Source organism: Pseudoalteromonas sp. SG44-1 (assembly GCF_014164315.1).
Taxonomy (GTDB): domain Bacteria; phylum Pseudomonadota; class Gammaproteobacteria; order Enterobacterales; family Alteromonadaceae; genus Pseudoalteromonas; species Pseudoalteromonas rhizosphaerae.
Window position 1 is genome coordinate 16,708 of the sequence record NZ_JACJEW010000038.1, and the last position, 25,753, is coordinate 42,460.

Below are 25,753 nucleotides of genomic sequence, written 5' to 3' on the forward strand. Positions count from 1 at the left end.
TCCCAATAAGCGCTAAACACACGTTTGATTTTTGCCTTGCTTCTTTGCTTGATAAAGCAATTCATCCGCTTTGTGCATCGCTTTATCAATCGGCACATCCGCAGTTAGTTTACTGATCCCCATGCTCACTGTAACAGCCAGCTGGTTTACACCAATATCTAAACGATTTTGTGATAAAGCATAATGAATATCGTTGGCAAATTGTGTCGCTTGTTGTTTATTTTTATGGCGTAGAAAAAATAAAAACTCTTCACCGCCCCAGCGCGCCACCATATCATTTTCACTTAACTGAGCAACAAATAAATCAGCAAGGTGCTTTAGTACTTCATCGCCAACTGAGTGACCATATTGATCATTAATATCCTTAAAATTATCTACATCCGCAATGATAATACTCCCAGTTTGCAGCTGGGCATCAAATTGCTCGAGTTCCGCCATAGCATAACGTCGATTAGGCAAGTTTGTTAAAGGGTCGCGAGTCGCTAAATACTCATTTTTATGTACAAGTTCAATCAAACGGTGGCTATACATTTGCCGAAAATATTCATAAAAGCCACTCAATAACGCAACAATTATAAAAGAAGCAATAATACGAATTGGAAAATAAACCGAGTAACCGCTGTAAAATTTAAAGTAGCTCGATAAATAAAAGGCGCCAGTTACGCAAATTACAAAAATAATTAAATCAATGATTCCCCGTTTAAAACCACGCACAAAAAAGGTTACCGGAGATACAATAAAAATCCAAATAGGCCCAGTACCATGGCTCCCTCCTGTAAGTACTAAATAAATCATTAAAGCATATAAAGTATACAAAACAATTAAAGAGGAAATCTCGACTCTATCACCAAGGCAAAAAGGGGAAGCAAGTAAAATTGATGAGCCTAATAGAGGGTAAACCAAAGTAGATTGATTATTAAACAAAGCGATTATTGCCATACAAAGCGTTGTCAACGTACCTATTACGGAAAAGAACCTAATAATAAGTTTTCGTTCGGCCATATCAGAATAGCTAATCATCAATACAATGCATCACTTATCAATAGTAAAGGCAATCTTTGCATGCAAAAACTGATTGTAAGATTGCACTAAAATTAAAATAATTAATCAGTTACCAGTTCAAATATAGTCTAGACATGAGATCATTGTAAAAGTGAAAGTAATAAATAGTTGCTAAAAGTAAGCTTACACGCGAATAACATCCTGGTATTACTAAGCTGAGCAAATAGGTTTTGCCATATCATTGCTTCAAAAAATCGGCTGCTCATTAGCAATAACCTTTAGATTTAGCTTTACCTAAGTTGCAAAAGGCTCAGGTAAAGCTGGTTAAAGCTGGTTAATGCAAAGGATAAAAGTGGGTTCAAAAGTATCATTAAATAATCATACTTTATTTGTAAGCCCTGCGAAAAACCCTTAATAAGCGACGCTCATACGTTGATTAATATGCGCGGCATTTTGCACTTCATCCAGCATAGCAATCGCGTAATCAGTCACTGATATTTTGCTTTCACCTTGTTCATTAGTAAAAAACGCATCGCCACCAATACGATACGGACCTTCACTTGCGCCAGGGTAAATAACCGCGGCAGGGCTTACAAACGTCCATTGTGTGGTTGTGTTTGTTGCTTTAAATACACTGAGAGCCTCACCTTGCGCCAACGCTTCATCTTTATATTCAGCAGGAAAGTCCGGCGATGACACTAACGTAACACCAGACGCAACTTCTAAACTACCTGCACCACCAACCCACAGTAAACGAGTACTGCTACCTGACAGTGCAGTTAATAAACGCTTGGCCGTTTGCGCAACTAATTCATGGTTACCCGCTGCACGTCCACCGATTGAGGCAATCACCACATCAGCGTTCGTTAATACTTCTGCAATGTCATTTTGAGATTGTAAGTCAAACTCTTCTACCGCTGTACCGTCAGTCACCTTATCCGCATCACGAACAACCGCCGTCACATTGTGACCATTAGCTTTTGCCTGCGCCATGATGTGGCTACCAATCCAACCTGTTGCGCCTAAAATAGTAATATTCATGTCTGTATCCTTAAAAAAGTATTAATCATCTGAGTTGATGTAATCAGTTTACTTGCTCATTAATTGATGATAAATAAACCTTATAGATACACATTAGTTCACCTTAGGATGCTAATGGATAAGATAACTGCAATCCAAAGCTTTGTTGAAGTCGCCCGCAGTGGCAGCTTTACAAAAGCAGCTGCTCACTTAGAGCTCAGCCGCTTACAAGTCACCCGCCACGTACAAGACATTGAGCAGTGGCTGAGCTTGCGATTATTTCACCGCACCACCCGTAAAGTCAGCTTAACCAATCAGGGCGAAGAAGCGCTTGCCTACTGTAAGCAAATACTCAGCACCGTATTGGATTTACAAAGTAGAGCACATAACCATAATAACGAGCTGGTTGGTACCATTAGAGTCGCAGCCCCTATTGGACTTGGCCAAAATCTGTTGTTTGATGCAATTGAAGAATTTGTTGCTATACACCCAAATACTCATTTTCAGCTAGTACTCTCAGATCGGTTATCACAACTGGTTGATGAGCGAGTAGATATAGCACTGCGCTATACTCATGAGCCTGATGAGCAATTAATTGCGCGTAAGCTTATGTATATCAATACGGCTATTTGCGCCTCCCCAACTTATTTGGCGAACAACAGTCCAATCACTAAACCGCAAGATTTATTGCAACACAATTGTTTAGTGCATAGCGGTAGTTCAACATGGCATATTATTAGTGATAACGAGGATGAAAAAGTCACCGTAAAAGGCAGTATTAATGCTAATGATATGTCTGTGCTACTAAAAGCAGCAATCAAAGGAATGGGGATCGCAAATTTGCCGTGTGACTTGGCAAATCGCTATTTAGAGCAAGGTAAACTGGTTAAAGTGAATCCATCTTTTTCATCACCTGGCCAGCATTTATGGGCTGTGTATTTATCTCGTCATTATCAACAAAATGTGGTCAGAGCGTTTATTGATTTTTTAGCGCTGCGATGGCAACAAGATATCCTATAAAATGACTGTGTAGTATTAGAATATTACCCGTTACTGATTAGTGTATGTTTTACTAGGAGCTCATTGTATTAGAGTGCACTTAATCTCCACTCTGATACGTTTACGCACAATTAATATCTGGAGCAGAACATGGCTAAAGTACTTATGATCACCGGTGACTTTGTAGAAGACTATGAAAACATGGTGCCTTTTCAAGCATTATTGGCGATGGGTCACCAAGTTGATGCTGTATGTCCTGATAAAAAAGCAGGTGATACTATCGCCACCTCAATTCATGATTTTGAAGGCGACCAAACCTATACTGAAAAGCGCGGTCATAACTTTGCGCTAAACGCGACATTTGCCAATATTAATGCCGCTGATTACGATGCCCTGTATTTACCCGGTGGCCGTGCCCCTGAGTATTTACGCTTAAACGCGAAAGTAATTGAAATAATTCAGCATTTTGCTACAGCGGATAAACCCATTGCCTCTATTTGTCACGGCCCGCAATTGCTCACAGCGGCAGGAGTTATTGAAGGTAAAAAAGTATCCGCTTACCCTGCTTGCCAACCTGAAGTGAAAATGGCGGGTGCCGAGTACGTTGAATTACCAATGGATGGCGCCATTACCGATGGCAAACTAGTAACAGCACCAGCATGGCCTGCACACCCTGCCATGTTAAAACAGTTTGTAGCCTTGCTATAATCGCAGTTCAGCAGCATCAAGAGGTTAATCATGTGCCAACTTTTTATTAATGCCGACAGTCGGTTATGGACCTGTCGTACCAAATCACTGCGGATTGACGGCGTTGTTACGTCGATTCGTTTAGAAGAGTTTTTTTGGGATATTTTAGAAGAAGTGGCATTTCGTGATCAAATGACCGTTAATCAAATGATCACTAAGCTGTACCTTGAATCTCTTGATGCTGATCACGACATTGGTAATTTCACTTCATTTTTACGTGTCTGTTGTTCGCGTTATTTATCGCTGGTGGCCGATGGCAACTTAACCCGCGAAGATGCGATACCTTTAAATGATATCGACGCGACACAAGTTTTAGAACAAGAAAAATTGCGTACCAGTGTGCGCAAAAGCCAGTATATAGATACATCGTTAAAGTCTTCACTTAACTAGAGTTTTCATGTCACAATCCTCCTTAGTTCGATCTTTTAAAAAGATTGTTGGCGCACGTTATGTATTAACGAGCGATCGTGCAACTGCTCCTTACCGTAAAGGCTTTAGAGAAGGTCACGGTCCGGCACTAGCAGTAGTAAAACCGGCAACACTATTACAACAATGGCATATTTTACAAGCCTGTGTAAGTGCAAAGGTCATCGTTATTATGCAAGCCGCAAATACCGGTTTAACGGGCGGCTCAACACCGACACAAGGTTGCGATCGCAATACGGTGATCATCAACACCTCGCGCCTTAACGACATTCAAGTATTAGCTGAGCAACAACAAATTGTCGCGTTCCCTGGGGCGAGTTTGTTCTCATTAGAAAAAGCCCTCGCCCCATACGGCCGAGTACCACATTCAGTTATTGGCTCATCATGTATTGGCGCATCGATTGTCGGTGGGGTATGTAATAACTCAGGTGGCGCTTTAGTTGAGCGAGGCCCAGCATATACTGAACTTGCCTTATACGCCCAAGTAAATAGCAATGGTAGCCTCAGTTTAATTAATAATTTAGATATTGAACTTGGCGATACACCAGAGCAAATACTCACTAATTTACAAAATAAAAAATACCGCACCCAAGATGTTAAAACGACAGCTAAGAAAGCATCTGATCGCGAATATGCCGATTGGGTTCGTAAAACAGATGATGATACCCCGGCACGATTTAATGCCGATCCTCGGCGTTTACATCAAGCCAGCGGCTGTGCGGGAAAACTAGCTGTATTTGCCGTACGAGTAGATACCTTCGCAAAAAATCAACAAGAACTGACGTTTTACCTCGGTACTAATTCCTCCACTGCGTTGCAAGCGGTACGAAAAACGTTATTAGAGCAAGCCACCAGCTTGCCTGTTTACGCCGAATATTTACACCGTGATATTTTTGAGCTTGCTGATAATTATGGTCGAGATACAGTATTATTAATTAAACATCTTGGCACCAATTGGTTGCCTACTTTTTTTAATATTAAGCGCCAGCTCGATTCCGTCTGTCAAAAACTGCCTTTTATATCCAAAAATGCTATTGATAAACTAGTTTATTGCTTCGCAAAACTGTTCCCAAGTCAAACACCCAATAAGCTCAAGCAATGGAATAGTCAATATCAACATCAGCTCATTTTGACAGTTAAAGGCGAGGCGCATCAACAAACTCTTGCATTGCTTGAACACGTTCAAAAAGACTACCAAATTGATTTTTTTCAGTGTAGTGAGCAAGAAGCTAAATCGGCATACTTACTACGTTTTGCTGCCGCAGGTGCTGCTGTGCAATATGCCAAAATAAATCATCAAGAAGTCGAAGATATTCTCGCGCTGGATATCGCTTTAAAACGTAACGACAACGAATGGTTCGAAAAATTACCGCCAAGCATCTGCAATAAATTAGTAGGGAAACTGTATTACGGGCACTTTTTATGTCACGTATTTCACCAAGATTACTTAGTGCGTAAAGGTGAAGACGGCAAAGCAATTAAAGCAGCCTTACTTGAGTTATTAGAGCAACGCGGCGCGCAATACCCCGCAGAGCATAATGTAGGACATCATTATGATGCAAAACCAGCCCTTGCTGATAACTATCGCAATTTAGATCCAACCAATAGCTTTAATGCGGGCATTGGCGGCATGTCTAAAAAGCGCGATTATGCTAAGTAAGCTAGTAAGCTAGTAAGCTAGTAAGCTAGTAAGCGCGATTATACATCGCGCTGTTAGCACACTTAAAAGCTGTAATTAATCCCAGCATAATAACGGCGGCCTGAATAACTAGTATTAAGTAGCCGCGCATCGGTATCTTTACCCAAACGTGTTACCGACTCCGATTGCGTTAAGTTAATTACCGCTGCGGTAAAGCTTAAGTTATCGGTAACGTTATATGCTGCATTTACATCTACTTGCTGGTATGGATCTTGGTAGACATTTAAACCACTGTTAATACCGAGCACCGTTTCACCTCGTTTATTGTACGAAGCGCGAATGTTAAAACTATCCCCTTCATAATAAACGGAGGTGTTATATTGATAGTCAGCACTGCCTATTAATGGCGACTCTGCTAACTTTTCACCTGCAACTGTTACATCGGCCTGATTGGTGTTGTTATACGTGTAGTTTGCGTAAATACCAAAGCCACTATCAAAGGCGTGTTGAATAAACACTTCCACCCCTTTTGATACCGCATCAGTACCATTACCTACGGTGCTATACGGGGAAATACTAATAGTACCAGCATCAACAAGACCTGCTTGCCCTGCAAATTCACGCTGTGAATCAATCACCAGTGGCACGATAAAGTTATCGACCTGTTTATGAAATAACGCAACACCTAATGCAGAGCCTGGCGCGTAGTAATACTCAAGAGATAAATCGGCTTGTACTGACTCAAACGCTTTTAAATTTTTATTACCACCACTACCACTAAAACCGGGTTGTTCATTAAAAGCGGCGCGATCATCTGCCCATTCGTCCGACACATAAGTAATACGCTGTTGACTACCCAAATCGCCGTAATCGGGGCGCGACATCACTTTAGCAAGCGCACCACGGATCACCACATCATCACTGGCATCCCACGCAATATTTAAACTCGGCAATACGTGGGTGTCTGCTGTTTGCTGCGTGATCAACTGGTATTGCTCAACTAAACGATCATCACCGGTGATTTGCTCGCCCGTTTCGTCATCGGTTTCATCCAATAAAAAGGTATAGAGATCGGTTGAAGCACTGCTAGTCTTGGTTTGTACAACGCGCACACCAAAATTACCGCGTATATCTCTGTACTCAAAATCACCTTGTAAATAAAACGCACTGATCTGCTCGGCAATATCATAGACAAAGTTATCTTCAATTCGAGTATACGGCACATAGTTACTGTAAATATAATCGCGATATTTATGCCAATTAATAGTTGGCATTAAATTGATATTAAAGCCACCAGCAATATTGCTTTCACCTTCCACATTAAACACATCTTGTGCCTGTGGCATACCATTATTCCATTGATAGCTATCAAATTGCGTGATACCCCCTGCGCTTGCCTCGCCTGCGGCAATATCAAAACTTGGATCAAGGAAAAAGTTGTTGCCCGTTTCGCGATGCAGTGATGCATCACGGTATTTTGCACCAGTGCGAATGGTGGTCAATATGCCCCAATCAACATAAAAATCAACGTCAGCTTGGTAGTACTTTTCTGCTAAGGTGCTACGTACAAAACTTGAGTTCGATGAGCCTGCATCACGACCTCCGCCAACACCTGCGAGCAAGTTATTGAGTGTATTTGGGTCTATCAGCATCGAAATACGGTCATCACTGATTGACCAAGCGGCACTTTGCGAGGCGTTCTCAATATTACTTTGCCCCTCACCCGCGTTTGAGCTTTTATACGCTGCTTGCCAACTTTCTTTTGGCCCGCCTTTAGCTTTAGTTTTACCAACGACAAAGCGTGCTGTAAAGTTGTCGCCTTCGTAGCTTAAGTTAAAATCAAAAGTATCAGAGGTTGACTCTTCATCCACATAACTGCCGCGCAACCACGGCAATTGCATATCTTTTTCAACGCCACTGGCCATGGCACTATAGTCCATGCCATTGACAATTGTGCCACTTTCATCAAGTGTAATACCGGTTAAAAAGTCAGGATTTAACGCCCATTCCGGCATATCAACAACCGAGTCGCTGCGTTGTTGCTTTAAACTAAAGCCAAAGTAATTAAAACCTAGTTCAATGCGATTAGTTGGTCGCCACTGAGTCGAAAACTGCACGCCTTCACGTTCACGTTTTTCATTCACAACAGAGCTGCGCACCACCTGCGGAAACCACATATTCTCATAACGTTGCCCGTTGGCATCAGTCACCGCGCCCCAGTCATTACTGTTATTAACCTCGTTACCATTTATATCAACAGCTTGCTGACCTGTGTAACGCCAAACATTGGCATCTGTGCCACCAGAGAGCGTACGGTTGGTGCGCTCTTGACGGGTATAGCCAAGTAAAAAACCAAAGCTATCGCTATCGTTTTTCCATGAATACAAACCAGTAAACTGAGGTTCATAATCTTCCGTTACATCTGCATAAGTACTTTCAACATTAAAAACGCCCGAATTAGCATCCATATCCAATGGTTTGCGGCTATGCATTAACACTGTACCACCGACGCCACCTTCATCTAGTCGCGCTTCAGGTGATTTGAATACTTCAACGCTTGCGATCATCGCTGATGGGAGTAAAGCATAATCAAATGAACGAGATGGCTCTCCTGGTGACGAGGCAATAAAATTACCATTTAACTGCGTGTAAGTAAGATCAGACGATAAACCACGAATACTCACCGTTGATCCTTCACCGCCTTCACGTTCAATCACTACACCCGGCACACGGGCTAATGAATCAGCCACGTTTTTATCCGGGAATTTACCAATGTCTTCAGCGGTAATGGCATCAACCACAGAACTTGATAAACGCTTCACCGCTAAGTTTTCAGCCATGCTAGAGCGAATACCTCGCACCTCAATCACTTCCATATCTTTTTCTGTTTGAGTGCCTGTTAATTGCTCGGCAGCCGCCGCATTCATAGCACTAAAAACCGATAAACTAATAACTGAAAAACGCAGCGATGCTGCTAAAGGCGAGTAACACGTTGAGGTTGACATTGAATGTACGAGTCCATTACTGGTTAACAATTGTAAAGGCGGCAATTGTACACAGCCAGACTTAATGGATTGTTAACCACAACTTACAAGTAACTGAATAAGCGAGCAAATAACCACCTCATAAATAGCCTTGCTCGCACCTAAATAACAGAGCTCGATAGGTTAATTACTCAAGCCTTGCATCCATAACGTTACTAACTGCTGAGCAGAGATACCTAGCGCTGGTGTCTCATTGGTATCAGCTGCTGTAGTGAAAATTTTCTGCGCGACTTGCCGACCAACAAGTTGAGAGGCTGAGGTTTTATCTATGCGTTGTTGATAAAAAGCCGTTAAGGCGTGCTCTAAATCATCATACTTTTCTAACACCCGTACAAGATGCCAAGCATCTTCTAGCGCCTGACATGCCCCCTGCCCTGAAGTAGGTAAAGGAGCATGAGCCGCATCCCCCATAATCAGTACATTACCTTGATGCCAATATGGCAAACGGTCAATATCGTGCACAAATATTCGTTTGAGTGAGTTTTCATCATAAGACTTAAGCACCTGCTGTACTGCATCTGGCCAAGTTAAAAAGCGTTGGTGCATTTCTTCATACCAAGCAGATAGCGGCCGCGCTTTATCAATATTTGTACTCCACCCGGCAGCCCAATAACAAAGGTCTGCTTTAACAGGCACAATACCAAAGCGCTCGCCACGGCCGCGAAAATCATGGATCACATTATCTAAAGTGCCCGGTTTTAACTGGCTAATAGCAATAATATTAATAAACCCCTGATACTGAGGAGTGATTTTTTCAGCATATAAAAATTGCCTTACCACCGAGTTCATCCGCCCATCAGCGCCCACAACTAAATCAAAATCTTGTTTTAGTTGAGCAATCTCTGATACGGTTATTGCGCTGTTAAAATGTATGTTTACCCCTAAATCAGCTAATGTGCGGCCCAACACACTCATAAGATCACGGCGCAATATACTGATACTAGAAAAACCACTGAGTGTATTTACTTTTGCAATATCAAATTCACTTTGCACCGTGCCATGCTGATCACACTGACGCATAAACAAAGGCATACCGCCCAGCGCTTGGATCTGTTTATCCAAGCCCATTTGCTGTAACACAAACATTGCATTCGGCCATAACGTTACCCCGGCACCAATAGAGGAAATCTCACTATCGCGCTCAAATATGTTCACCTGATAACCTTTTCGTGCTGCAAGAATGGCCAGCGCTATCCCCCCCATGCCCGCACCCACAATGGCAATTCGCTTGCTGTTCATATTCTTTACCTCAATAATTAACTGAATAACCATTATCACAAAGTCATTTTTTAAGATAAATTAGTAATAATTGCGTTATTAATCCCATATTTTGAGTTAATTAATGATTGATAAAATCGAACTTCAGTGGTTACTCAGCTTTCAGTGCGTATATGAACAACTGAGCTTTAAACTCGCAGCCGAACAACTGCAATTGCCTACATCTAATGTTAGCCGCCATGTCGCGTTATTAGAGAAGCAACTTAATTTAAGGTTATTACAACGTACCACCCGAAAAATGATTGCAACGGCTGCAGGTAAACAACTTTATCAATCTATCACCCCACTGATACAAGCAATGAATGACTCGCTAGAAGAGGTGTCTGTGTATGGTGATTCTCTTGCCGGGCATCTTAAAATCATCATGCCTGATCTGCCTTTTTTAGCCGAAATAAGCGCAGAGTTTTGCTCTGTGCACCCACAAATACAGCTAAGTTGCGATACGCAACTAAATCCAACCGAAGGCTTGTTAGAGGGATTTGATTTGGTGCTACGCTTTGGCCGTGGTCCATTGGACGATTCAGGTTGGGTTGCTAAAGAACTGCTGCGCTGGCCCAGTTGCATTGTTGGCGCGCCACAACTGATCAACAATGCGCCACCGCCTCGCTCGCTAGATGAGTTAAGTAAAGTTCCTTGTATTACTAGCTTATCAGTACTGCAAGGTATGCCTTGGCGTTTTAAACAGCAACAAGCAGTGCAAGTAAAATCTAATTTTAAAGTAAACAGTGGCAACATGGCCAAAACCGCTGCACTAAAAGGGCTCGGCTATGCCATTTTACCCATTCATGCATGCCAAGAAGATATAGACAACGGCTCATTGATCAATATTAAACTCGACCATGAACCAGAAGATCTGGTGTTATACGCATTTTATGCAGGCAGAAAATACCCGCTAGAAAAGGTAAAAGTATTTTTAGAATTCTTAAAGTCTAACTGCATTGAGCTTACCTAAGATATCAATGCAATTAGAATTAGATGCACAAGTAAGCTAGAAGAAGGAAAGTATAAGCCCTCATACTCTGGTTTGCTAAAGATAACTTTTAAAACTCAAATCATCGAGGCGTTTAACCTCTGTCCAAAAAGTACTAAATGGTTTGATTATCCTCACCGCAGGGCAATCATTTACTAATTAATTGCCCTGTGCGACGAACAGAAATCATCCCATTTTTTGTACATAGTCGATTGCCGCCATTTTTTTATATGTGATGTTTCCAATTGAGAGCGCCACAGGATCAGGATCTACAATTTCAACTAGCTTGTTATACTCTGCAGCTATCTGAAGCGCCATATTGGTAATGCCAACATTAAAAGAGGTACCAATAAACACCATTTTATCTGCATTAAGCATGCGTTGTTTAGCTTCACGAAAACGGTAAAGCTCAGTGTAGTATTCATCAAATAACAACACATACGGTTTAAACGAACGGTTCACCTTCGGATTTTTGTTTTCAATGTTAAACAGCTCCAATAACGAATCGTTTAAGCGGCTTTCATCAACTTTATACCGCGGTGCGGCTATTAGTTCTGGCAAACCATTTTTTTGATAGAGAGTCATTTGATCAAGGCGACCATGAATAGCGATGTAGTTTTTGTTACCCGCTTTGCCATCAAGCCCATCAATATTTTGGGTGTTCACATTTTTATCACTAAGCCATTTATGTACTTCATTTGGCCCATAATCTCTATAAGTCGTAAATCGATGGTAATACCACGCTAAAAATTCGTGAGGATTAAATTTATACATCCCGCGAGTGGCCATTTTCATCGGTGTATAATTTTTACTGCCAATGGTCCAATAACCGTCTTGCCCCCGGAAAGTTGGGATGTCACTGGCTGCACTTACACCTGCGCCAGTGATATATAATATCGTCATAAATAATCCTGTTTAATTGTAAGATTTACGACTCGTTATAGCAGCGTTTAGAGCCCTGTTGATTTCTAGCCAGTAAGTTAATTTGTGTAATTGCGCGCTCCATTTTTATGCGTGCTGAGCTATTAGCTGAATGAACGGTTATTGCTGGTGGTACAAAGCCATCAATAAACACTGCCCGCTCAATCCAAAGTAAAACATCATAGCCAGTGCCTTTAGTATCATTTCCTAAATCATGATCAAGGCTGAGCTGCTTTACTTTACCGGTCTTCAAAAGTTTAATCACTTCATCGGGCCAATAGGCTCGTAACCAACCGGCTGGAGTTTCCCTCTCATCATCTAAATATACGTTCATAGATTTATACCACTTAAAAAAGTATTCAGACTCTGAAAACAACAGCTAACAACCCTTTAAGTACAAATAGTGAATAACCGTTATTTCCCGGAGGGCGGCGGGGCTTGATTACGAATAAATGCGGGTATATCAAAAATATCTGAAGCTTGAGGTTTATAGATTACAGCATCTGGCTTTTTTAGTTCACTATTAGGCGCTTTATCATTAGGTTCAACAAGCATCTTCGCGCTTGCGCCCGTTGCTATGATCAACAGTTCGTAATTAGTTGCTAAGCTCTCAATTTTAGACACACCACAGATCACTAACGCATTAGGGCTAACTTGCTGGCGAACCGTGTCGGTGATGAGATTATAACTACCCAGTGAAATCTCATCTTTACAGTTTACTTGCACAATAACGCCGGTACTTGATGACATATCAACTTGGTTAACCAGCGGATTATTAAGCGCCCCATCAAGCGCGTTTGAAAGTTCATCTTCAAGATCGCACTTGCCTACACCTAATACGGCATCGCCTTGGCAATCCATAATTTTAGCAAAGTCGTTTAAATCAACGTTAATCAAACCTTGATAACACAGCATATCGATTAACGATTTTATTAATGAATGCAATATTTGGTTGCTGTGTTTAAAGGCATCAAACAAGCCAACATCATTACCTAACACTTCAATAAGTTGATCATTAGGTAACGTGATCACCGCATTAGCATACTCTTTTAAGGTATTCAGCCCTGCTTGCGCTATGTTGCTTCTAAACTGCCCTTCACTGCTAAAAGGCAATGTCGCTACAAATATCACTGGCTTATTTTGCTCACGCGCAAGCTGCGCTATAAATGGGCTTGCGCCAGTGCCGGTGCCACCACCAAGCCCTGTTGCACACAATAAAATATCGCAGCTATTTATTAATACTAACAGTTGCTCTTTACTCTCTTGAGCAGCCTGTAGGCCAACCTCAGGATCGGCCCCAGCGCCATAACCATGAGTGAGCTCAGCTCCTATAAGCACTGCTTCATCACTTTGTGTATGCTCAAGCACCACTTTGTCGGTATTAACGCTGTACAAGTGCGCCTGATCAGACTCTCGCTGCTCATAAATACTATTTAACGTATTACAGCCGCAGCCACCAATACCAAATACACCAATAGATAAACCATCTTGCTGCTCAATTAATTGAAACATAACCACTCCTTTCATCTTTAAAAGAAGCATAGCAAACAGGTGCGTCAAGAATTGACGCACCCAGACTAGCTAAGGTCATTAGAGGTAGTTTGTAGTAGCAGCTTTAAGCTTAGAAATAATTCTTTGCCGCAGCTTTTCAGGTTTAATAACCTCAAGCCAATGAGCACATTTAAGCAACTCATCAGTTAACTGCTCTGTATCAATGGTTTGGTAGGTGAGTAATACGTTTTTATCGTCAATATGTTGCTTGTCAATCAGCTCGCCAAGTTCAATAAAACCTTGATTAACCGCCGAATGGCTGGGCACTTTAACAATTAACTCAATAGCTGATTGCTTCATGCCTTTATTAATAGCACTGCGTAACGATTTTAATTGCTCAGCAGTTGGCCCACGTCGTGTTTTTTGTAGTACCTGTACATTACGAATACGGTAAACCGGCATTTGGTAGCATTTATCGTGAAGTTGCCCCACCATAAACTGCACCATTAAAACACCGCCTTGCTCAACTAAGTTGTAAAAACTCAACTCAGCAAACTTCAACCAATGTGCTTCATCGTAAAGTACCCTATAAAGTTCAGCGCTCACTGCACGCTTATGCTTAATCGCATGCTCAATTTGTGCCACTAACTGAGCATCAATATTTACTTTTAACGAAGGCTTAGGAAGGGTTGCAAGCCAGTCAGGTACATGCCCATTAAAACGTTTAAGCGCCTGCTCTGCTTTAATATGCACTGACTGCTTAACATCACTCGGGACAGATTGCGGTAGTAACTGCTCTAGCAACAAATAGTGTTCAGCCATTTCGCTACTCATTACTTTTGCGTTACCACCTCGCCACTGTGCATTGATAGACCAACCATACGGTTTACTCCTCGTGTCTTTTTCAAGCCCAAAACAACCTTGTTCGAAGAGCGAGTGCAGATCACGTTGAAGCATGCGAGTTGGAATATCAAAGCCACGTTCAAGCAATTTTTGCTGCAACTGGTGGATCGAGATAGAGCTTGGCGCAATTGGCACAAGCTCTAGAATAGATAAATGACGGTGTGAAATCATTAAATTAGGTGGGAAGTAGTCATTTTTGAATTACTCTAAAGTGCTCTTGGATACTTCGTCCAAATTTTATGTCAGCTGATAAAGCTATACGATACCCACGTAAATAATGTTTATCTAACTTTGATCGATCTTTTAAAGGTACTGTTATGAGCTTTTTTTTCATAACTTCAACCGCATCCCATGCAGAAATATCAACTTCAAGAGAGGCTATTATTACTTGGTTTCCAGGACTCCCTGTAATACCAAGTATTAACGTCGGAGACAGTTTTTTATCTTTAATCCAAGTCCCTAGATATTTATCATTTCCTAATTGCCAATATTTTTCTACTCTTTCGACGATTGCATCATCACTAGGTGGGTCTACTAAATTATACCCAACTCTATCGCCTAGCGTTTTATCTGTGACCTTAACTAATATAATTGACTCTGTATTCCCTTTAAACAAACAGTCATATTCTAAAGGTTGTTGCTCAAGCCTAGTAATGTATTTTTCTGGCACACCCAAAGGACGAAAACTGTACTTAGAAGACTCTTTTCGCATATTAAATTCAGGCTGGTGAGTAGAAATTAATGCTTCTTCAACAGCAATAGCTGTTTGTTCATTTTCATACGGGCCTGCTATTTCGAGCTTATAGCTTGCTTTTTTCAGCCAATTCTCAAGTTCACTATTATGTGTCTTTTTTTGGTGCGATGAGGCTCGTGTAGCAGACTTGCCCCTCCCCGCATATTTAATTTTGGAAGTCTTTGGGTCTCTGTATATATAGACATACTGTTCATTAACTTTCATAGATATCCTTTTAAGAATTAAAGCTTTTAACTATTTCTAAGCTATAAGCTGTGAGAAGTCCACTATTCTGTAGCGATAATTAGATGTAACTAATTCTAAAAACTAAATAACAAACCCAATCTTCTGCTTCCCACCTTCTTTTAGGTCGTTTTGCTCTTGTAAAATCGATAACATTCGCTCTTGTGTCATTCGCTTTTTTGAAAACTTCATTTGCCTTTTTACAATCGCAAAGTCACCTGGTGTGAGCTTTGTAAGCTCGAATAACTCATGCATTAGATGCTTATTTAACACTCCAGGGCCTAATGTATCTTTAAATAATTGCTTAGCCTGCACCGGAGTCAAATAGGTTAAATTTAAATTAAAATCAAATCGCCTCATTACCGCTTTATCTAAATTTTTAGCAAAGTTAGTTGCGGCAAAAAGTGGGAGTTGAAATTGCTCCATCTGGCATAATAATTCATTAACTGTTTGTACCTCCCAATTTGCCGTTGCTTGTTCACGGCTACACAACAAGCTATCAGCTTCATCAATAAATATTGCACTTCCTTCTTGTGTAGCTTGTTTAAATAGTTGAGCAATGTTTTGCTCATTTTCGCCAACCCACTTGCTTAGTAAGTCAGATGCTTTGATCGAAATAAGTTTAAAGTCAGCTTTTTCGCATAAATAATTCACAAAGGCTGTTTTACCTGTGCCTGGCGGGCCAGTTAGCAATGTGCGTGAACTTGAATACTCTATTACAGCCTCTTCCACCTGCTCGAGTGATGCATACTCAGACTCTACGTTTACCATTTTAGGGTTAAACTTTTGCGCTGCTTGATAAGTCAACTCGTGAGCCGAAAAGCCGCATGCAGTTAAAGTATCTTGAATATTCTCTTCTATGCATTGACGCGCGGTTTGTGCTTTAAATCCGCATAACCTAGCTACATGTACTGCTTTAGCAATATGAGCTGGCAGTAAATTTTGTTGAGCAGCTAATTTACTAATAAAACTATTACCAACACTTAAGCCTTTAACATATTTGCCAATCATTTTTTCTTTAGTCGTTTTATTTAGCTCAGGAATTTCGTAAACAATATTAAATCGTCTAATAACGCTCTGTGGTAAATCTTCTAGATGATTAGTTATCCAAATACTAACCACTGGGTGATTTTCAATATAAGTATGAAGTAGCTCCTTTGAGAAGCTTTTAGAGAATAAATCACGCTCAAAAATGTTTTCACACTCATCCAATAACAATATTGTTTTTTTACGCTTACCTACCAACTTACTCACCACATTAAAGTGCTCTAAACGCAGCTCAGAGCTTGCGCTTCGACTATCGAGCTCGTTAGTTGGGTTTATTAAGTTGCTACCTTTAGCTTGCACCTTAAGCAACTGCGAGTCACACGCTTGCGCTAAATATTTCGCCAATGAAGTTTTACCCGAACCTGGCACACCATAAAATAAAATACTCAATGGTTGCCCACCGGTCTTAGTCGCATTTTGTGTAGCTTTTAGTAAAGTATTTAAATCTAAGTGCGATAAATCAGCAGCGCTAAGTTCAGAAGCTTCACAGGCAGTGACCAAGTTAGATAAAATATCACTTTCACTATTTAACTTACCCTCGAGCAGGCTTTTAGCAATTGCGTTTGGTAATATTAAAAACTCATCTTCCCCAGCAAATATCTCCATATCCATTGAATACATGCCAGATTCAATAATTAACCCAATTTGCTTGTTAAGCAGTGCCTCATCAATACTAAGCACGTAAGCTATTTTTTCTAAAATAACGCTCGCGTAATCGTCACGTAAGTATTCAACAAGTTCGCGCAATGGTTTACTGAGCGTCATACAGCACGAAAAAATAACTAAAGGAGTAACCACTTTTGGCAGTGAAAACGCTTTACAAAATATATACACATTTTTTTGTATCGTTTTTGACATTGTGTTGATTGCTAAATGATCTATTCGCGTGATCAAATCATCAACATCTAAGCCCTGTAAATTTGTATAGCTGAAACCAGAAATGCTACATAAAGCCTTTTTAAATAGCTTATCTTGCCAAAGCTCTTCTGTGTCGAACTCTTCTAATAATTCAGTGGTAAAGTGTGCCACAATACGTTTTAATTGGGGGGTTGTGTTCATGCTATGTACCTAGTTATTGTTAATCAATGAGTACATAGTAGCTGGGTGAAATATTTTTAGATCACGTAAGAAAAGCAAACACAAAACGGCATAAGCCATTGAACTTAAAGTAAATAAAAAAGGTTTTTCTTTTTTATTTAGAAAAACAAACGTAAAAAACTAAGTGTTTGTTTTATAATGAATATTATCGCAACATATAGACTATAACGTTGAAATGGACTTTATATGGAAGAAGTTAATTTAAAACCAGGCTCGGAAGATAACCCTATTGTTTTAAAGAATAAGCATCAAAATACTAAGCTCACTCAAAAGCACCTAAAAAATAGTAAAATCTATATACATAGACCACTACTGCAAAAATATACTAAAAATAACAATGGTGAGGAAGCATTTTCCTTCGACAAGGCACCCGATAGATTTGAGTCCTTTACTAATAATGTGATTTCAAACCCCAATTTGAAACCAATTGACATTAAAGTAGCTTTAGGATTATTTCATATCTTGGATGAAATAAGTGCAGGTGAAGGCTTGGTGTTTATATGTAGTACAAATGAGCTTGCCTATCAATATTATGGTGAAGATAATTTAGAGGTATACTTCACAAATATGGACACTGCCGATATTGAATTGATTCCGCTTCATGAGCTCATATCAAAAAAGCTCAACATTATTATTAGTAATGACAGCTTAAACAAGGTTTTAATTAGACTTGATAGCTTTCATTATATAAATGTCACGCCCATCACTTATCAAAACTCGCAGCTTGGCATCAACGACAAATCATTAAAAAAAGGAAAAGCATACCTAAAATTTATAGAAATTAACGATAGGATGAACTCTAAATGCTTAGAAAAAATCTGGATTTAGGGAAGTATTTAAACTTTATTCGAATTACATGAAAGGACACGAAATATGAACATAGATGAATCAAAATTATCAAGTAGTGAATTAGCAGCAGCTTGGTTTAGAGCTAACCCTTCTTTTGAAAAATCCAGTAATTTATTGGCTATTCATATATCTACTTACTATAAAGCAGGTACTAAAAAATGGCGTCGTGATTCACCAGTAAAAATAGTCTTTGGTAGTAATGGAGAAGCTGGTCGTATTTCTGTGACTCCGAAACCTAATCAAAATAAAATAAAAGTAAGATTTGTACCTTTAAATAAAGAGGATCGAATTACCTCATTCATTGATACAGCTAGGTTCCAATCTATTGATATTTCACTTACGAAAGGTCAAAGTAAAGATCTTTCTACGATTGAATTAGTTACGCCAATTGACCATACATCATTAACTGAATCTTTGAATATGATAGATCAGATTATTAATAACTTTGACTTCAGAGACTTCGATAAAAAAAATCTAGAATTTAGCACTATGCTTAAACTTAATGAAGAGGCAATTACAGATGCTATTACTGCTACAGAAATAAGAAGAAAGTGCCCAGAATTTAATACAATGGTGTTAAATGAAGCTCAAATGGAACAACGTTTTCAACAATGGTTACAACGTCAAAATATAAAATGTAATGCTCAAGATCGTGATGGCTTATTTCGCAGAGATGTTACTTTCACAAAAGGCGATATTTACACAATTGCAGAGTTAAAACATACAAGCTCAACTAGACAAGACATTGAAGCCGCAATAGGCCAATTACTGAGATATCAGCTGTATCCATTAGCACAAAAACCAGGCGATGAATTATTGATAGTTTCCGGTAACATTCCTGAAAAAGAAGATATTCAATGGCTTAAACTAATTAAAGAAAGGTTAGACTTACCTCTATCTTTCTTATACGAGTCAGAAGGTAAGAACGATTTTTTAAGCGTTGAAGATTAATATCTAGTATCAATATCCAACCACATAAAAACCACTCCTGGTATTTAGCTAATTAATATAAATTAGCTAAATACTTTTATAAAACAGCCTCCGATGAGGATACCCCAAAAATATTGAATGTATTTGCAAATATATGAGAAGCTTAAAATAGGTACGCGGTATTGAGAAACTTTCGTGGTACTTACAGTACAAATATTAAGACAGTATTATTTCATGTTGTAGTTGCGTAACTCTGTTGCCGAATGCATGCAGCAGATCATCACTATTTAAACCCCAACGGCCACTAAAAAAAGGCACTACTACTAGTAAACTTTTGCCTATTTTGCTCCAATATAAAGTACGCTTTTCTCCTGTATCTACACTGATAATTTCACTTTGTATCGAGTCAACACCATCAGCACCTGCAAAGAACATTAAGAAATCCTTTAGGTAGTTTACTCCTGTGCAGATAATTAATTTTGGCTGATATTGTTTACGAAGAGCAGTATAAAACGGAAAGCGATTGAAAAAACACCAATTATTAAATAGGTATTTACTAGCAAACCCCGTCACAGTATCAAAGCCATGTTGATGCCATAAATCGTCTGCGGTAGAGTTAAATGCAATAGGGTACAAATTAAGTTTAAACAGCCGCTGACCAGATAACTGCTTTACATTACGATAAGACGCTACTGGTTGTTGTTGAATGGCCTGATAAAGCTTGGCAAATCGCACACCATAGGGATAACTAATACTATCTTCCCAGTCAAAATCTGTTTTTTTGACTGGTACAACTCCTCTTTGCATCTGCAGCTTCAGTCGCTCATAGTACTCATTCGCAGCAGCCGAATCTAAACCCCACTCAATACCACATAACCAAATATCAGCTTCTGGATTACCACCATCGCAGCCACTAAAAGAACAGACCCAAGGTTTTATTTTTTCCAACATTACTTATCTCCAAAGCTCTTTTATTACGTAGTAAAAAAGTTAATACTAAAATCAGCCCTAGCTATAAAGTATTTCCCTTTCAAGTTATAAAGATCTACGCCTCTTTATTCGCTTTCACATTTTGCGCTTGCTCAAATATTTCTTTGTATACTTCATCGCGGCTGATTGGTGGGTATTTAAATTTAGCCAACACTAAAATCAGCTCTACTTTAAGTGATGATTTAATATCGTCTCGGTTTTGCCAATCTACAAATTTAACTTTGTCATCCACAATTACTTTTACCGCTTGGGCAAGTTCAATGAGTTTATCTTCGGGGTAGTCAAAGTCGTATTTAAACGCTAACATTTTTAATGCGTCGTAAAAGCCTTTTTCTTCAATATCAATGCCTAGCTCGTCGCCGGCGTTCATTTCGTCGCGTACGCTGTAAATCATATCAACCATGCTTTCTGAAAAGTCATCCAGTACGCTACTTACCAGTACGTCATCTTCTCTTCGCTCGTTGTAGCGCTGTACTAGCGATTCAAAGCGTTTAGTAAAGTCGATACCTTGGGTTTGGTTTACTTTTTTAAGCTCGCCAATGGCTTTAGCTAGCATTTGTTGCAGTATTTTTATTTTGGTATTGGGGAGTTTTATTTTTTCTATTTTGGCGATGTAGTCGTCATTAAAAATGTCGATTTCGCCGCCGTCTTCATTGCCGAGTTTAAATACTTCCTCAACACCGTCGCTTTGTAGGGCTTCGCTTATCATTTCACGTACTTTGGCGTTCATTTGCGCGGTATCTGGCGCTTCACCTTTGGTTAGCTTGTAAATAATCGAGCGAATAGCGAGGTAAAAGTGAATGTGGTTACGCTCGTTTTCGTTAATTTTTTCACTACCACAGCATATATCGTAAGCGGCTTTTAACCGCTTAACTAAATCCATAAAACGCTTTTGGCGCTTTTCGGTAATTAGTGCAAACTCGGCGGCGTGGTTTAAACAGTTTAGTTGGGCTACGGCTTCACCGCTAAAGTATGGGCTACTGTCAAAGTTATGAAATAACTGGGCAAGTAGCGCTAAGTGGTTTTTTACTTCAATAACCGAGGCAGTAATGTCTTCAAAGTTGGTTTCGTCAGTTTTTGAATACTGCGCTAACGCTTTATTCATTTGCGATTTAATACCAATGTAGTCAACCACAAGGCCTTTGTCTTTGCCTTCAAACTGGCGGTTAACCCGCGAAATAGTTTGTATTAAGCTGTGCTTTTGCAGCGGCTTATCTATGTACATGGTATCTAAAAATGGCACATCAAAACCGGTTAGCCACATGTCTACCACTATGGCTATTTTAAAGTTTGAATTTTTGTTTTTAAATTGCTTATCAAGCTCTTTACGCGCATCTTTACTGCCAAGTAAATTATATAGGCGTGCAACATCGTCTTTGCCACGCGTCATTACCATTTTGACTTTTTCAGAAGGAGCAGCAATACGGCCTTCGCTAATAGCGCGCTTTCGCTCGGTATCGGATAGTGTTTGCGCATCTTCAGTATCAATTACATCAAACCAATGTGGGCGGAGTGTTTCTAGTTCTTGATACAACTGATAGGCAATACCGCGCGAGCTGCACACAAACATCGCCTTGCCAGCAATGGTAGAGCCTTCCTCAACGCGTTTTTCATAGTGCTCAACAAAGTCTTTTGCTAATACAGCAATGCGATCAGGATCGCCTAAAATGCTATTCATGTTAGCGGTGGCTTTTTTGCTGTCTTCTATTTGCAGCTCGTTACTGCCGGCCTCGGCGCATTCTTTGTAGTAGGCTTCAATTTCTGCCAGCTTGCTGTTATTTAAGCACACCTTGGCGGCGCGCCCTTCGTACACAATACGAACGGTTATTTCATCTTTAACCGACTCAGTCATGGTGTACGAGTCAACCACTTCACCAAATACATCTAAAGTCGCGTCCACTGGGGTGCCAGTAAAACCAACATAGGTAGCATTGGGTAGTGAGTCGTGCAGGTATTTAGCAAAACCAAAGGTTTTTTTAATCGTACCTTTTTCAATATCAACCACCACTTTTTGATCAAGGTTAACTTGGCTGCGATGTGCCTCATCAGAAATACAAATAACGTTAGTGCGGTCAGTTAAAAGCTGGGTGTCTTCGGTAAACTTATGAATAGTCGTTAAAAATACACCGCCACTGTTACGGCCCTCTAATAACTCACGTAAGTGAGTACGGCTGGTAACAGTTTTTACCGTGTCATCGCCAATGTAGGTTTTAGCATTACCAAACTGCTGCGAAAGCTGGTCGTCTAAATCGGTTCGGTCGGTAATTAAAATAATCGTGGGGCTTTTAAGTTCAACGCTTTTCATCAACAAGCGTGTTAAAAATTGCATGGTGTAACTTTTACCGCAACCCGTTGCGCCAAAGTACGTACCACCTTTACCATCGCCTTGTGGCTTTAAATGCTGTTTTATGTTTTCGAACAGCTTATTAGCCGCATAATATTGCGGGTAACGCGGCACAATTTTTATTTCTTTTTTGCCAGCGCTTTTATTATCAGAATCAGGGAAGAATACAAAATTGCGCATTACATCGCGCAAGCGCGCTTTATCAAACAAGCCCTGCAATAAGGTATGTAACGAGTTAATCCCCTCTTGCGCTGTCAGCTCTTGCCCCGTTACCTTACCCCACGAGTAAAAAAACTGGTACGGCGCAAATAAGTTACCCATTTTGTTGTTTACGCCATCGCTTATAACGCACAAGGTATTAAACACAAATAACTGCGGAATAGCGCGCCTATAGCGAACAGTTAACTGCTCATACGCTTCAAAAATAGAGGCTTGTTCGCGTATTGCGCTTTTAAATTCAAATACCACCAATGGCAAGCCGTTTACATACAAAATACCATCGGGAATGCGCAGTTCAATGTTGTCGTAACTGGTGGGGCTTTGTATTTCTAATTGAGTAACAAACCGATAAATATTGTCGTCTTGCTGGTAAGTCACACTGGCTTCATTCACGTTATCGAGAGCCATATTATCTAAAGCTGCCATAGCATTCCCTACTATTAGGCTACTTTTAATACCTTGTGCAACGTTGTCGTAATCAAGCAGTTGAATATACAAATCTTTTTGCGCTGCACTACCTGCTACCCTGCCACGCTCGCGTGTAAGTACTTCCCGTTTTAGTAAGAATCCATCACTCAGCCACTTACAAAAGGTTTTATTGCTCTCGTATAAATCACTGGCAGGCAGCTTTTCAAGCTTTGCAATTATTGAGTCTACTTCGCCGGTGGTAATATTATTTTTAGCGTAACGCTTAGTTAAAAAAGCACGTAGGTCTTCTTTTATCAGCACATCACTATTATTGCGGCTAAGCTCACCGCCCAATAAATGCGGATAGCCTTGCTCGCCTAATAGCTCAACCACCGCTTGTTCTAATTTGGCTTCAGTAAATTTCATCAAACATCCTTATTCTTTTTATATTGGCCTTTAAACGCTTAGCTAAGTTTATTAATCGACTGCTTTTTCATCAGTGGCTACATCGGGTATTTGTAATTCACCAGAAATGAGCTTGGGTAGCAAAGTGTCACGGAGTTTAGTTAAAGCTCTATTTTCATCTATTAAACGATCTATTTTTTCATAAAGTGGTGCACTAACCCCAAGAAAAGCCGATAGTATTTCGTTATCAGGTAATGCTAAACAGTATTCTGGTACGGCCTCTTTTTTCAAGTGTAATACTGTTGTACCTGATGTGTAAGAACGTGAGTGATTTTGAAATGCATCTGTTTTCATCACACCATACAAATAATTCTTGTGAATTTCATTAAAGCATCTCACGACAGCAACATCGAGTGACACCACTAAATGCTCATACTTAGTGTCACTAATTACCATTGCTGGCTTGCCTATAACATCAGCGGCTTGAGTAACATCGGTATATGCAACAATTAAGTCACCTGCAAAAACCTCTTGTTCCGGTTTATATTTACCCGTATATCCTTTTAAACCATCTAGCCTGTACCCTCCACCTCTCTTAAAAGATTTAAGAGTAACTAATGCAGTCGATGAATCTGAAAGTTCGGCACTTTTGTAAGACTTGCCTTTTACAACTTTAGCAAGATCTTGAATTTGAGATTTTTCCCAGCCTTTTGGTATCCAGCCTAGTTGTTCGTTGTGTACGAACTCATTGGGGAAGTGGGCGTGGGTGTTGGCGTGTTGGGCTAATATGTTAGGGTTAGCGCTAAAGTTTGCTTTAACGGATGTTTCAGCGGCTTTTTCTGATACTTGCACTGCTGATTGTGTTGCTTCTTTTGTTGGTAACTGTGCTTGTAACTCGTGAGCGAGCGCAATGAGTGACGCTTTGCATTCGGCCGCATTTTCTAAGCTGTTCAGTGCCATCAAACGGCGCTGTGCTTTTTGTTTTAGCTCGTCAGGCTGACTAGTTTCAAGGTTTTCTAAGTTAAAATCAGCGCTCGCAAGTAGGTTGTCGAACACAGGATCAAAATCAACAAACCAGCTTTTAAACAGCGCTTGCGCCATTTGTTCTAAGGTTTGGTTGGTTTTTTGGTTGAGCTCTATTTTTTTATCCGCATTAACTAAAATATTAACTAATTTTCTTTGTTTATCAATATCAAATGGTGCTTTAAATTTAAACTCGCCCAGCTTTTTAACAGGCACTCGGGCCTGATTTGCACTTCCTTGCGCAACATTTATCACATAATTTATAAATGAGTCTGTTTTTAATACATAGTACAAAAAGTCTTTATCCATATTATCTTTTGGATTAATTGCACATGTATTTTGATTTTGAATTGCACCTGCGGCTAGCTGAGGAATCCGAACTACTTTGCCTACTACAGAAGACCAATTTGGTGGCCAAGACCCGACAGTCGCGACAACAATGTCTTCAACATCAAGAGTGTGAGAGGTCCACTTCTTGGCATGTTCATGATCAACTTTCGTTAGTCCATTTACATCAACAGAGTTAGATGTAAAGTTTGATACTTTGACTAATGGAATAGCAATACTCGACTCACTAAAAAATTGCTGTTTAATGCCGGCTCCATTTCTAAGTATCGCTATTTCATCAAGTTTGTATTCAACCCAATCACTCCCCATAACCCAGTGCCTCCACGTTTTTACGGATTGCTTTATCAAGCTCATCGCTTTGGTTCATTTGGCTATAAAGCGTTTGGCTAAATGCGAGTTGTTTATATTTATTATTTTTCATTGTTTAACACCTGCCAATATCCGTCTTTTTTTGATCCGATCCGCTTTATGACCTTATGGTCTTTTAACCATTTAATATGACGCTCAACCGTTGCCGTGCCCACATTAAGCTGCTTAGCAAATACTTTTGTAGGCAATGAAGGCGAGTGCTTAATGCACGTTAACAATGGTTGAATATTTTTTGGAATAGCAGTTTGATGATTTATTCCATCATTTATTCCATCATTTATTCCATCATTTATTCCATCATTTATTC

General features: G+C 40.0%; 21 protein-coding genes and 1 pseudogene. 7 read left to right on the top strand and 15 right to left on the bottom strand.

Translation table 11 applies throughout. The annotated features are described in order from the left end of the window. Positions 1-12: 12 nt before the first annotated feature. Together H5187_RS16480 and H5187_RS16485 are read right to left on the bottom strand one after the other, a co-directional pair. Positions 13-939 (bottom strand): GGDEF domain-containing protein, encoded by a 927-nt coding sequence (locus H5187_RS16480; protein WP_182798054.1) that lies wholly within the window; start codon positions 937-939, stop codon positions 13-15. A 474-nt stretch (positions 940-1,413) separates the two neighbouring features. Continuing rightward, positions 1,414-2,043 (bottom strand): NAD(P)-dependent oxidoreductase, encoded by a 630-nt coding sequence (locus H5187_RS16485; RefSeq protein ID WP_182784700.1) that lies wholly within the window; start codon positions 2,041-2,043, stop codon positions 1,414-1,416. 114 nt (positions 2,044-2,157) lie between these two features. On the opposite strand from H5187_RS16485, the gene H5187_RS16490 reads away from it, so the two are divergent. The 4 genes from H5187_RS16490 (at position 2,158) to dld (ending at position 5,854) form a co-directional block, all read left to right on the top strand. Further along, positions 2,158-3,042: a LysR family transcriptional regulator gene (locus tag H5187_RS16490; RefSeq protein WP_149981896.1), complete on the top strand. Its 885-nt coding sequence runs from the start codon at positions 2,158-2,160 to the stop codon at positions 3,040-3,042. A 129-nt stretch (positions 3,043-3,171) separates the two neighbouring features. Further along, positions 3,172-3,729 carry a DJ-1/PfpI family protein gene (locus H5187_RS16495; RefSeq protein WP_149981897.1) on the top strand — a complete coding sequence of 186 codons (558 nt, stop codon included), beginning with the start codon at positions 3,172-3,174 and terminating at the stop codon, positions 3,727-3,729. 30 nt (positions 3,730-3,759) lie between these two features. Then, entirely contained in the window at positions 3,760-4,158 is a 399-nt protein-coding gene (locus tag H5187_RS16500; RefSeq protein ID WP_149981898.1) for a ribbon-helix-helix domain-containing protein, read from the top strand. A 7-nt stretch (positions 4,159-4,165) separates the two neighbouring features. Beyond that, the gene (gene dld / locus H5187_RS16505; RefSeq protein ID WP_182798055.1) at positions 4,166-5,854 is read left to right on the top strand and encodes a D-lactate dehydrogenase; all 1,689 of its coding nucleotides are present in this window, start codon (positions 4,166-4,168) and stop codon (positions 5,852-5,854) included. A gap of 62 nt (positions 5,855-5,916) precedes the next feature. On the opposite strand, the gene H5187_RS16510 is transcribed toward dld, so the two are convergent. Together H5187_RS16510 and H5187_RS16515 are read right to left on the bottom strand one after the other, a co-directional pair. Then, a complete protein-coding gene (locus H5187_RS16510) occupies positions 5,917-8,838 on the bottom strand; it encodes a TonB-dependent receptor (RefSeq protein ID WP_182798056.1) in 2,922 nt (973 codons plus the stop codon). A 162-nt stretch (positions 8,839-9,000) separates the two neighbouring features. Continuing rightward, the gene (locus tag H5187_RS16515; protein ID WP_182798057.1) at positions 9,001-10,116 is read right to left on the bottom strand and encodes an FAD-dependent monooxygenase; all 1,116 of its coding nucleotides are present in this window, start codon (positions 10,114-10,116) and stop codon (positions 9,001-9,003) included. Positions 10,117-10,219: 103 nt separating this feature from the next. Between H5187_RS16515 and H5187_RS16520 the strand changes: the two genes are divergently transcribed. Then, the gene (locus H5187_RS16520; protein ID WP_182798058.1) at positions 10,220-11,107 is read left to right on the top strand and encodes a LysR family transcriptional regulator; all 888 of its coding nucleotides are present in this window, start codon (positions 10,220-10,222) and stop codon (positions 11,105-11,107) included. A gap of 204 nt (positions 11,108-11,311) precedes the next feature. Here the strand turns inward: H5187_RS16520 and H5187_RS16525 are convergent, their stop codons facing one another. The 6 genes from H5187_RS16525 to H5187_RS16550 all read right to left on the bottom strand — a co-directional run bounded on the left by H5187_RS16525 (position 11,312) and on the right by H5187_RS16550 (position 17,522). Continuing rightward, the gene (locus H5187_RS16525; RefSeq protein ID WP_182798059.1) at positions 11,312-12,028 is read right to left on the bottom strand and encodes a Sir2 family NAD-dependent protein deacetylase; all 717 of its coding nucleotides are present in this window, start codon (positions 12,026-12,028) and stop codon (positions 11,312-11,314) included. Positions 12,029-12,053: 25 nt separating this feature from the next. Next, on the bottom strand, positions 12,054-12,380 hold the full coding sequence (locus tag H5187_RS16530) for a cyclic-phosphate processing receiver domain-containing protein (protein WP_145242070.1): 327 nt from the start codon (positions 12,378-12,380) through the stop codon (positions 12,054-12,056). An 80-nt stretch (positions 12,381-12,460) separates the two neighbouring features. Beyond that, on the bottom strand, positions 12,461-13,558 hold the full coding sequence (locus H5187_RS16535) for a cell division protein FtsZ (protein ID WP_182798060.1): 1,098 nt from the start codon (positions 13,556-13,558) through the stop codon (positions 12,461-12,463). Between the two features lie 78 nt (positions 13,559-13,636). Then, a complete protein-coding gene (locus H5187_RS16540; protein ID WP_182798061.1) occupies positions 13,637-14,611 on the bottom strand; it encodes a YafY family protein in 975 nt (324 codons plus the stop codon). 19 nt (positions 14,612-14,630) lie between these two features. Next, entirely contained in the window at positions 14,631-15,398 is a 768-nt protein-coding gene (locus tag H5187_RS16545) for a hypothetical protein (RefSeq protein WP_182798062.1), read from the bottom strand. 102 nt (positions 15,399-15,500) lie between these two features. Beyond that, positions 15,501-17,522, bottom strand: a complete 2,022-nt coding sequence (locus tag H5187_RS16550) for an ATP-binding protein (RefSeq protein WP_182798063.1) — start codon at positions 17,520-17,522, stop codon at positions 15,501-15,503. Positions 17,523-17,747: 225 nt separating this feature from the next. On the opposite strand from H5187_RS16550, the gene H5187_RS16555 reads away from it, so the two are divergent. Continuing rightward, entirely contained in the window at positions 17,748-18,389 is a 642-nt protein-coding gene (locus tag H5187_RS16555; protein ID WP_182719081.1) for a hypothetical protein, read from the top strand. A gap of 45 nt (positions 18,390-18,434) precedes the next feature. Then, the gene (locus tag H5187_RS16560) at positions 18,435-19,361 is read left to right on the top strand and encodes a hypothetical protein (protein WP_182719082.1); all 927 of its coding nucleotides are present in this window, start codon (positions 18,435-18,437) and stop codon (positions 19,359-19,361) included. 195 nt (positions 19,362-19,556) lie between these two features. On the opposite strand, the gene H5187_RS16565 is transcribed toward H5187_RS16560, so the two are convergent. The 5 genes and pseudogenes from H5187_RS16565 to H5187_RS16585 all read right to left on the bottom strand — a co-directional run. Next, positions 19,557-20,291, bottom strand: coding sequence for a hypothetical protein (locus H5187_RS16565; protein WP_182798064.1), 735 nt, complete (start codon positions 20,289-20,291; stop codon positions 19,557-19,559). Positions 20,292-20,385: 94 nt separating this feature from the next. Beyond that, on the bottom strand, positions 20,386-23,727 hold the full coding sequence (locus H5187_RS16570; protein WP_182798065.1) for a type I restriction endonuclease subunit R: 3,342 nt from the start codon (positions 23,725-23,727) through the stop codon (positions 20,386-20,388). Between the two features lie 51 nt (positions 23,728-23,778). Next, entirely contained in the window at positions 23,779-25,386 is a 1,608-nt protein-coding gene (locus tag H5187_RS24375) for a restriction endonuclease subunit S (protein WP_220493293.1), read from the bottom strand. Beyond that, entirely contained in the window at positions 25,376-25,498 is a 123-nt protein-coding gene (locus tag H5187_RS16580; protein ID WP_259401735.1) for a hypothetical protein, read from the bottom strand. Before H5187_RS16580 ends, H5187_RS24375 begins: the two co-directional genes overlap by 11 nt. Beyond that, positions 25,488-25,753, bottom strand: a pseudogene (locus tag H5187_RS16585) (hypothetical protein); the annotation flags it as partial. The pseudogene H5187_RS16585 and the gene H5187_RS16580, both read right to left, overlap by 11 nt.

Bases quoted from the DNA above. Each gene is read 5' to 3' on its own strand.
- H5187_RS16480 (WP_182798054.1), bottom strand. From the start codon at position 939: ATGGCAATAATCGCTTTGTTTAATAATCAATCTACTTTGGTTTACCCT.
- H5187_RS16485 (WP_182784700.1), bottom strand. From the start codon at position 2,043: ATGAATATTACTATTTTAGGCGCAACAGGTTGGATTGGTAGCCACATC.
- H5187_RS16490 (WP_149981896.1), top strand. From the start codon at position 2,158: ATGGATAAGATAACTGCAATCCAAAGCTTTGTTGAAGTCGCCCGCAGT.
- H5187_RS16495 (WP_149981897.1), top strand. From the start codon at position 3,172: ATGGCTAAAGTACTTATGATCACCGGTGACTTTGTAGAAGACTATGAA.
- H5187_RS16500 (WP_149981898.1), top strand. From the start codon at position 3,760: ATGTGCCAACTTTTTATTAATGCCGACAGTCGGTTATGGACCTGTCGT.
- dld (WP_182798055.1), top strand. From the start codon at position 4,166: ATGTCACAATCCTCCTTAGTTCGATCTTTTAAAAAGATTGTTGGCGCA.
- H5187_RS16510 (WP_182798056.1), bottom strand. From the start codon at position 8,838: ATGTCAACCTCAACGTGTTACTCGCCTTTAGCAGCATCGCTGCGTTTT.
- H5187_RS16515 (WP_182798057.1), bottom strand. From the start codon at position 10,116: ATGAACAGCAAGCGAATTGCCATTGTGGGTGCGGGCATGGGGGGGATA.
- H5187_RS16520 (WP_182798058.1), top strand. From the start codon at position 10,220: ATGATTGATAAAATCGAACTTCAGTGGTTACTCAGCTTTCAGTGCGTA.
- H5187_RS16525 (WP_182798059.1), bottom strand. From the start codon at position 12,028: ATGACGATATTATATATCACTGGCGCAGGTGTAAGTGCAGCCAGTGAC.
- H5187_RS16530 (WP_145242070.1), bottom strand. From the start codon at position 12,380: ATGAACGTATATTTAGATGATGAGAGGGAAACTCCAGCCGGTTGGTTA.
- H5187_RS16535 (WP_182798060.1), bottom strand. From the start codon at position 13,558: ATGTTTCAATTAATTGAGCAGCAAGATGGTTTATCTATTGGTGTATTT.
- H5187_RS16540 (WP_182798061.1), bottom strand. From the start codon at position 14,611: ATGATTTCACACCGTCATTTATCTATTCTAGAGCTTGTGCCAATTGCG.
- H5187_RS16545 (WP_182798062.1), bottom strand. From the start codon at position 15,398: ATGAAAGTTAATGAACAGTATGTCTATATATACAGAGACCCAAAGACT.
- H5187_RS16550 (WP_182798063.1), bottom strand. From the start codon at position 17,522: ATGAACACAACCCCCCAATTAAAACGTATTGTGGCACACTTTACCACT.
- H5187_RS16555 (WP_182719081.1), top strand. From the start codon at position 17,748: ATGGAAGAAGTTAATTTAAAACCAGGCTCGGAAGATAACCCTATTGTT.
- H5187_RS16560 (WP_182719082.1), top strand. From the start codon at position 18,435: ATGAACATAGATGAATCAAAATTATCAAGTAGTGAATTAGCAGCAGCT.
- H5187_RS16565 (WP_182798064.1), bottom strand. From the start codon at position 20,291: ATGTTGGAAAAAATAAAACCTTGGGTCTGTTCTTTTAGTGGCTGCGAT.
- H5187_RS16570 (WP_182798065.1), bottom strand. From the start codon at position 23,727: ATGAAATTTACTGAAGCCAAATTAGAACAAGCGGTGGTTGAGCTATTA.
- H5187_RS24375 (WP_220493293.1), bottom strand. From the start codon at position 25,386: ATGGGGAGTGATTGGGTTGAATACAAACTTGATGAAATAGCGATACTT.
- H5187_RS16580 (WP_259401735.1), bottom strand. From the start codon at position 25,498: ATGAAAAATAATAAATATAAACAACTCGCATTTAGCCAAACGCTTTAT.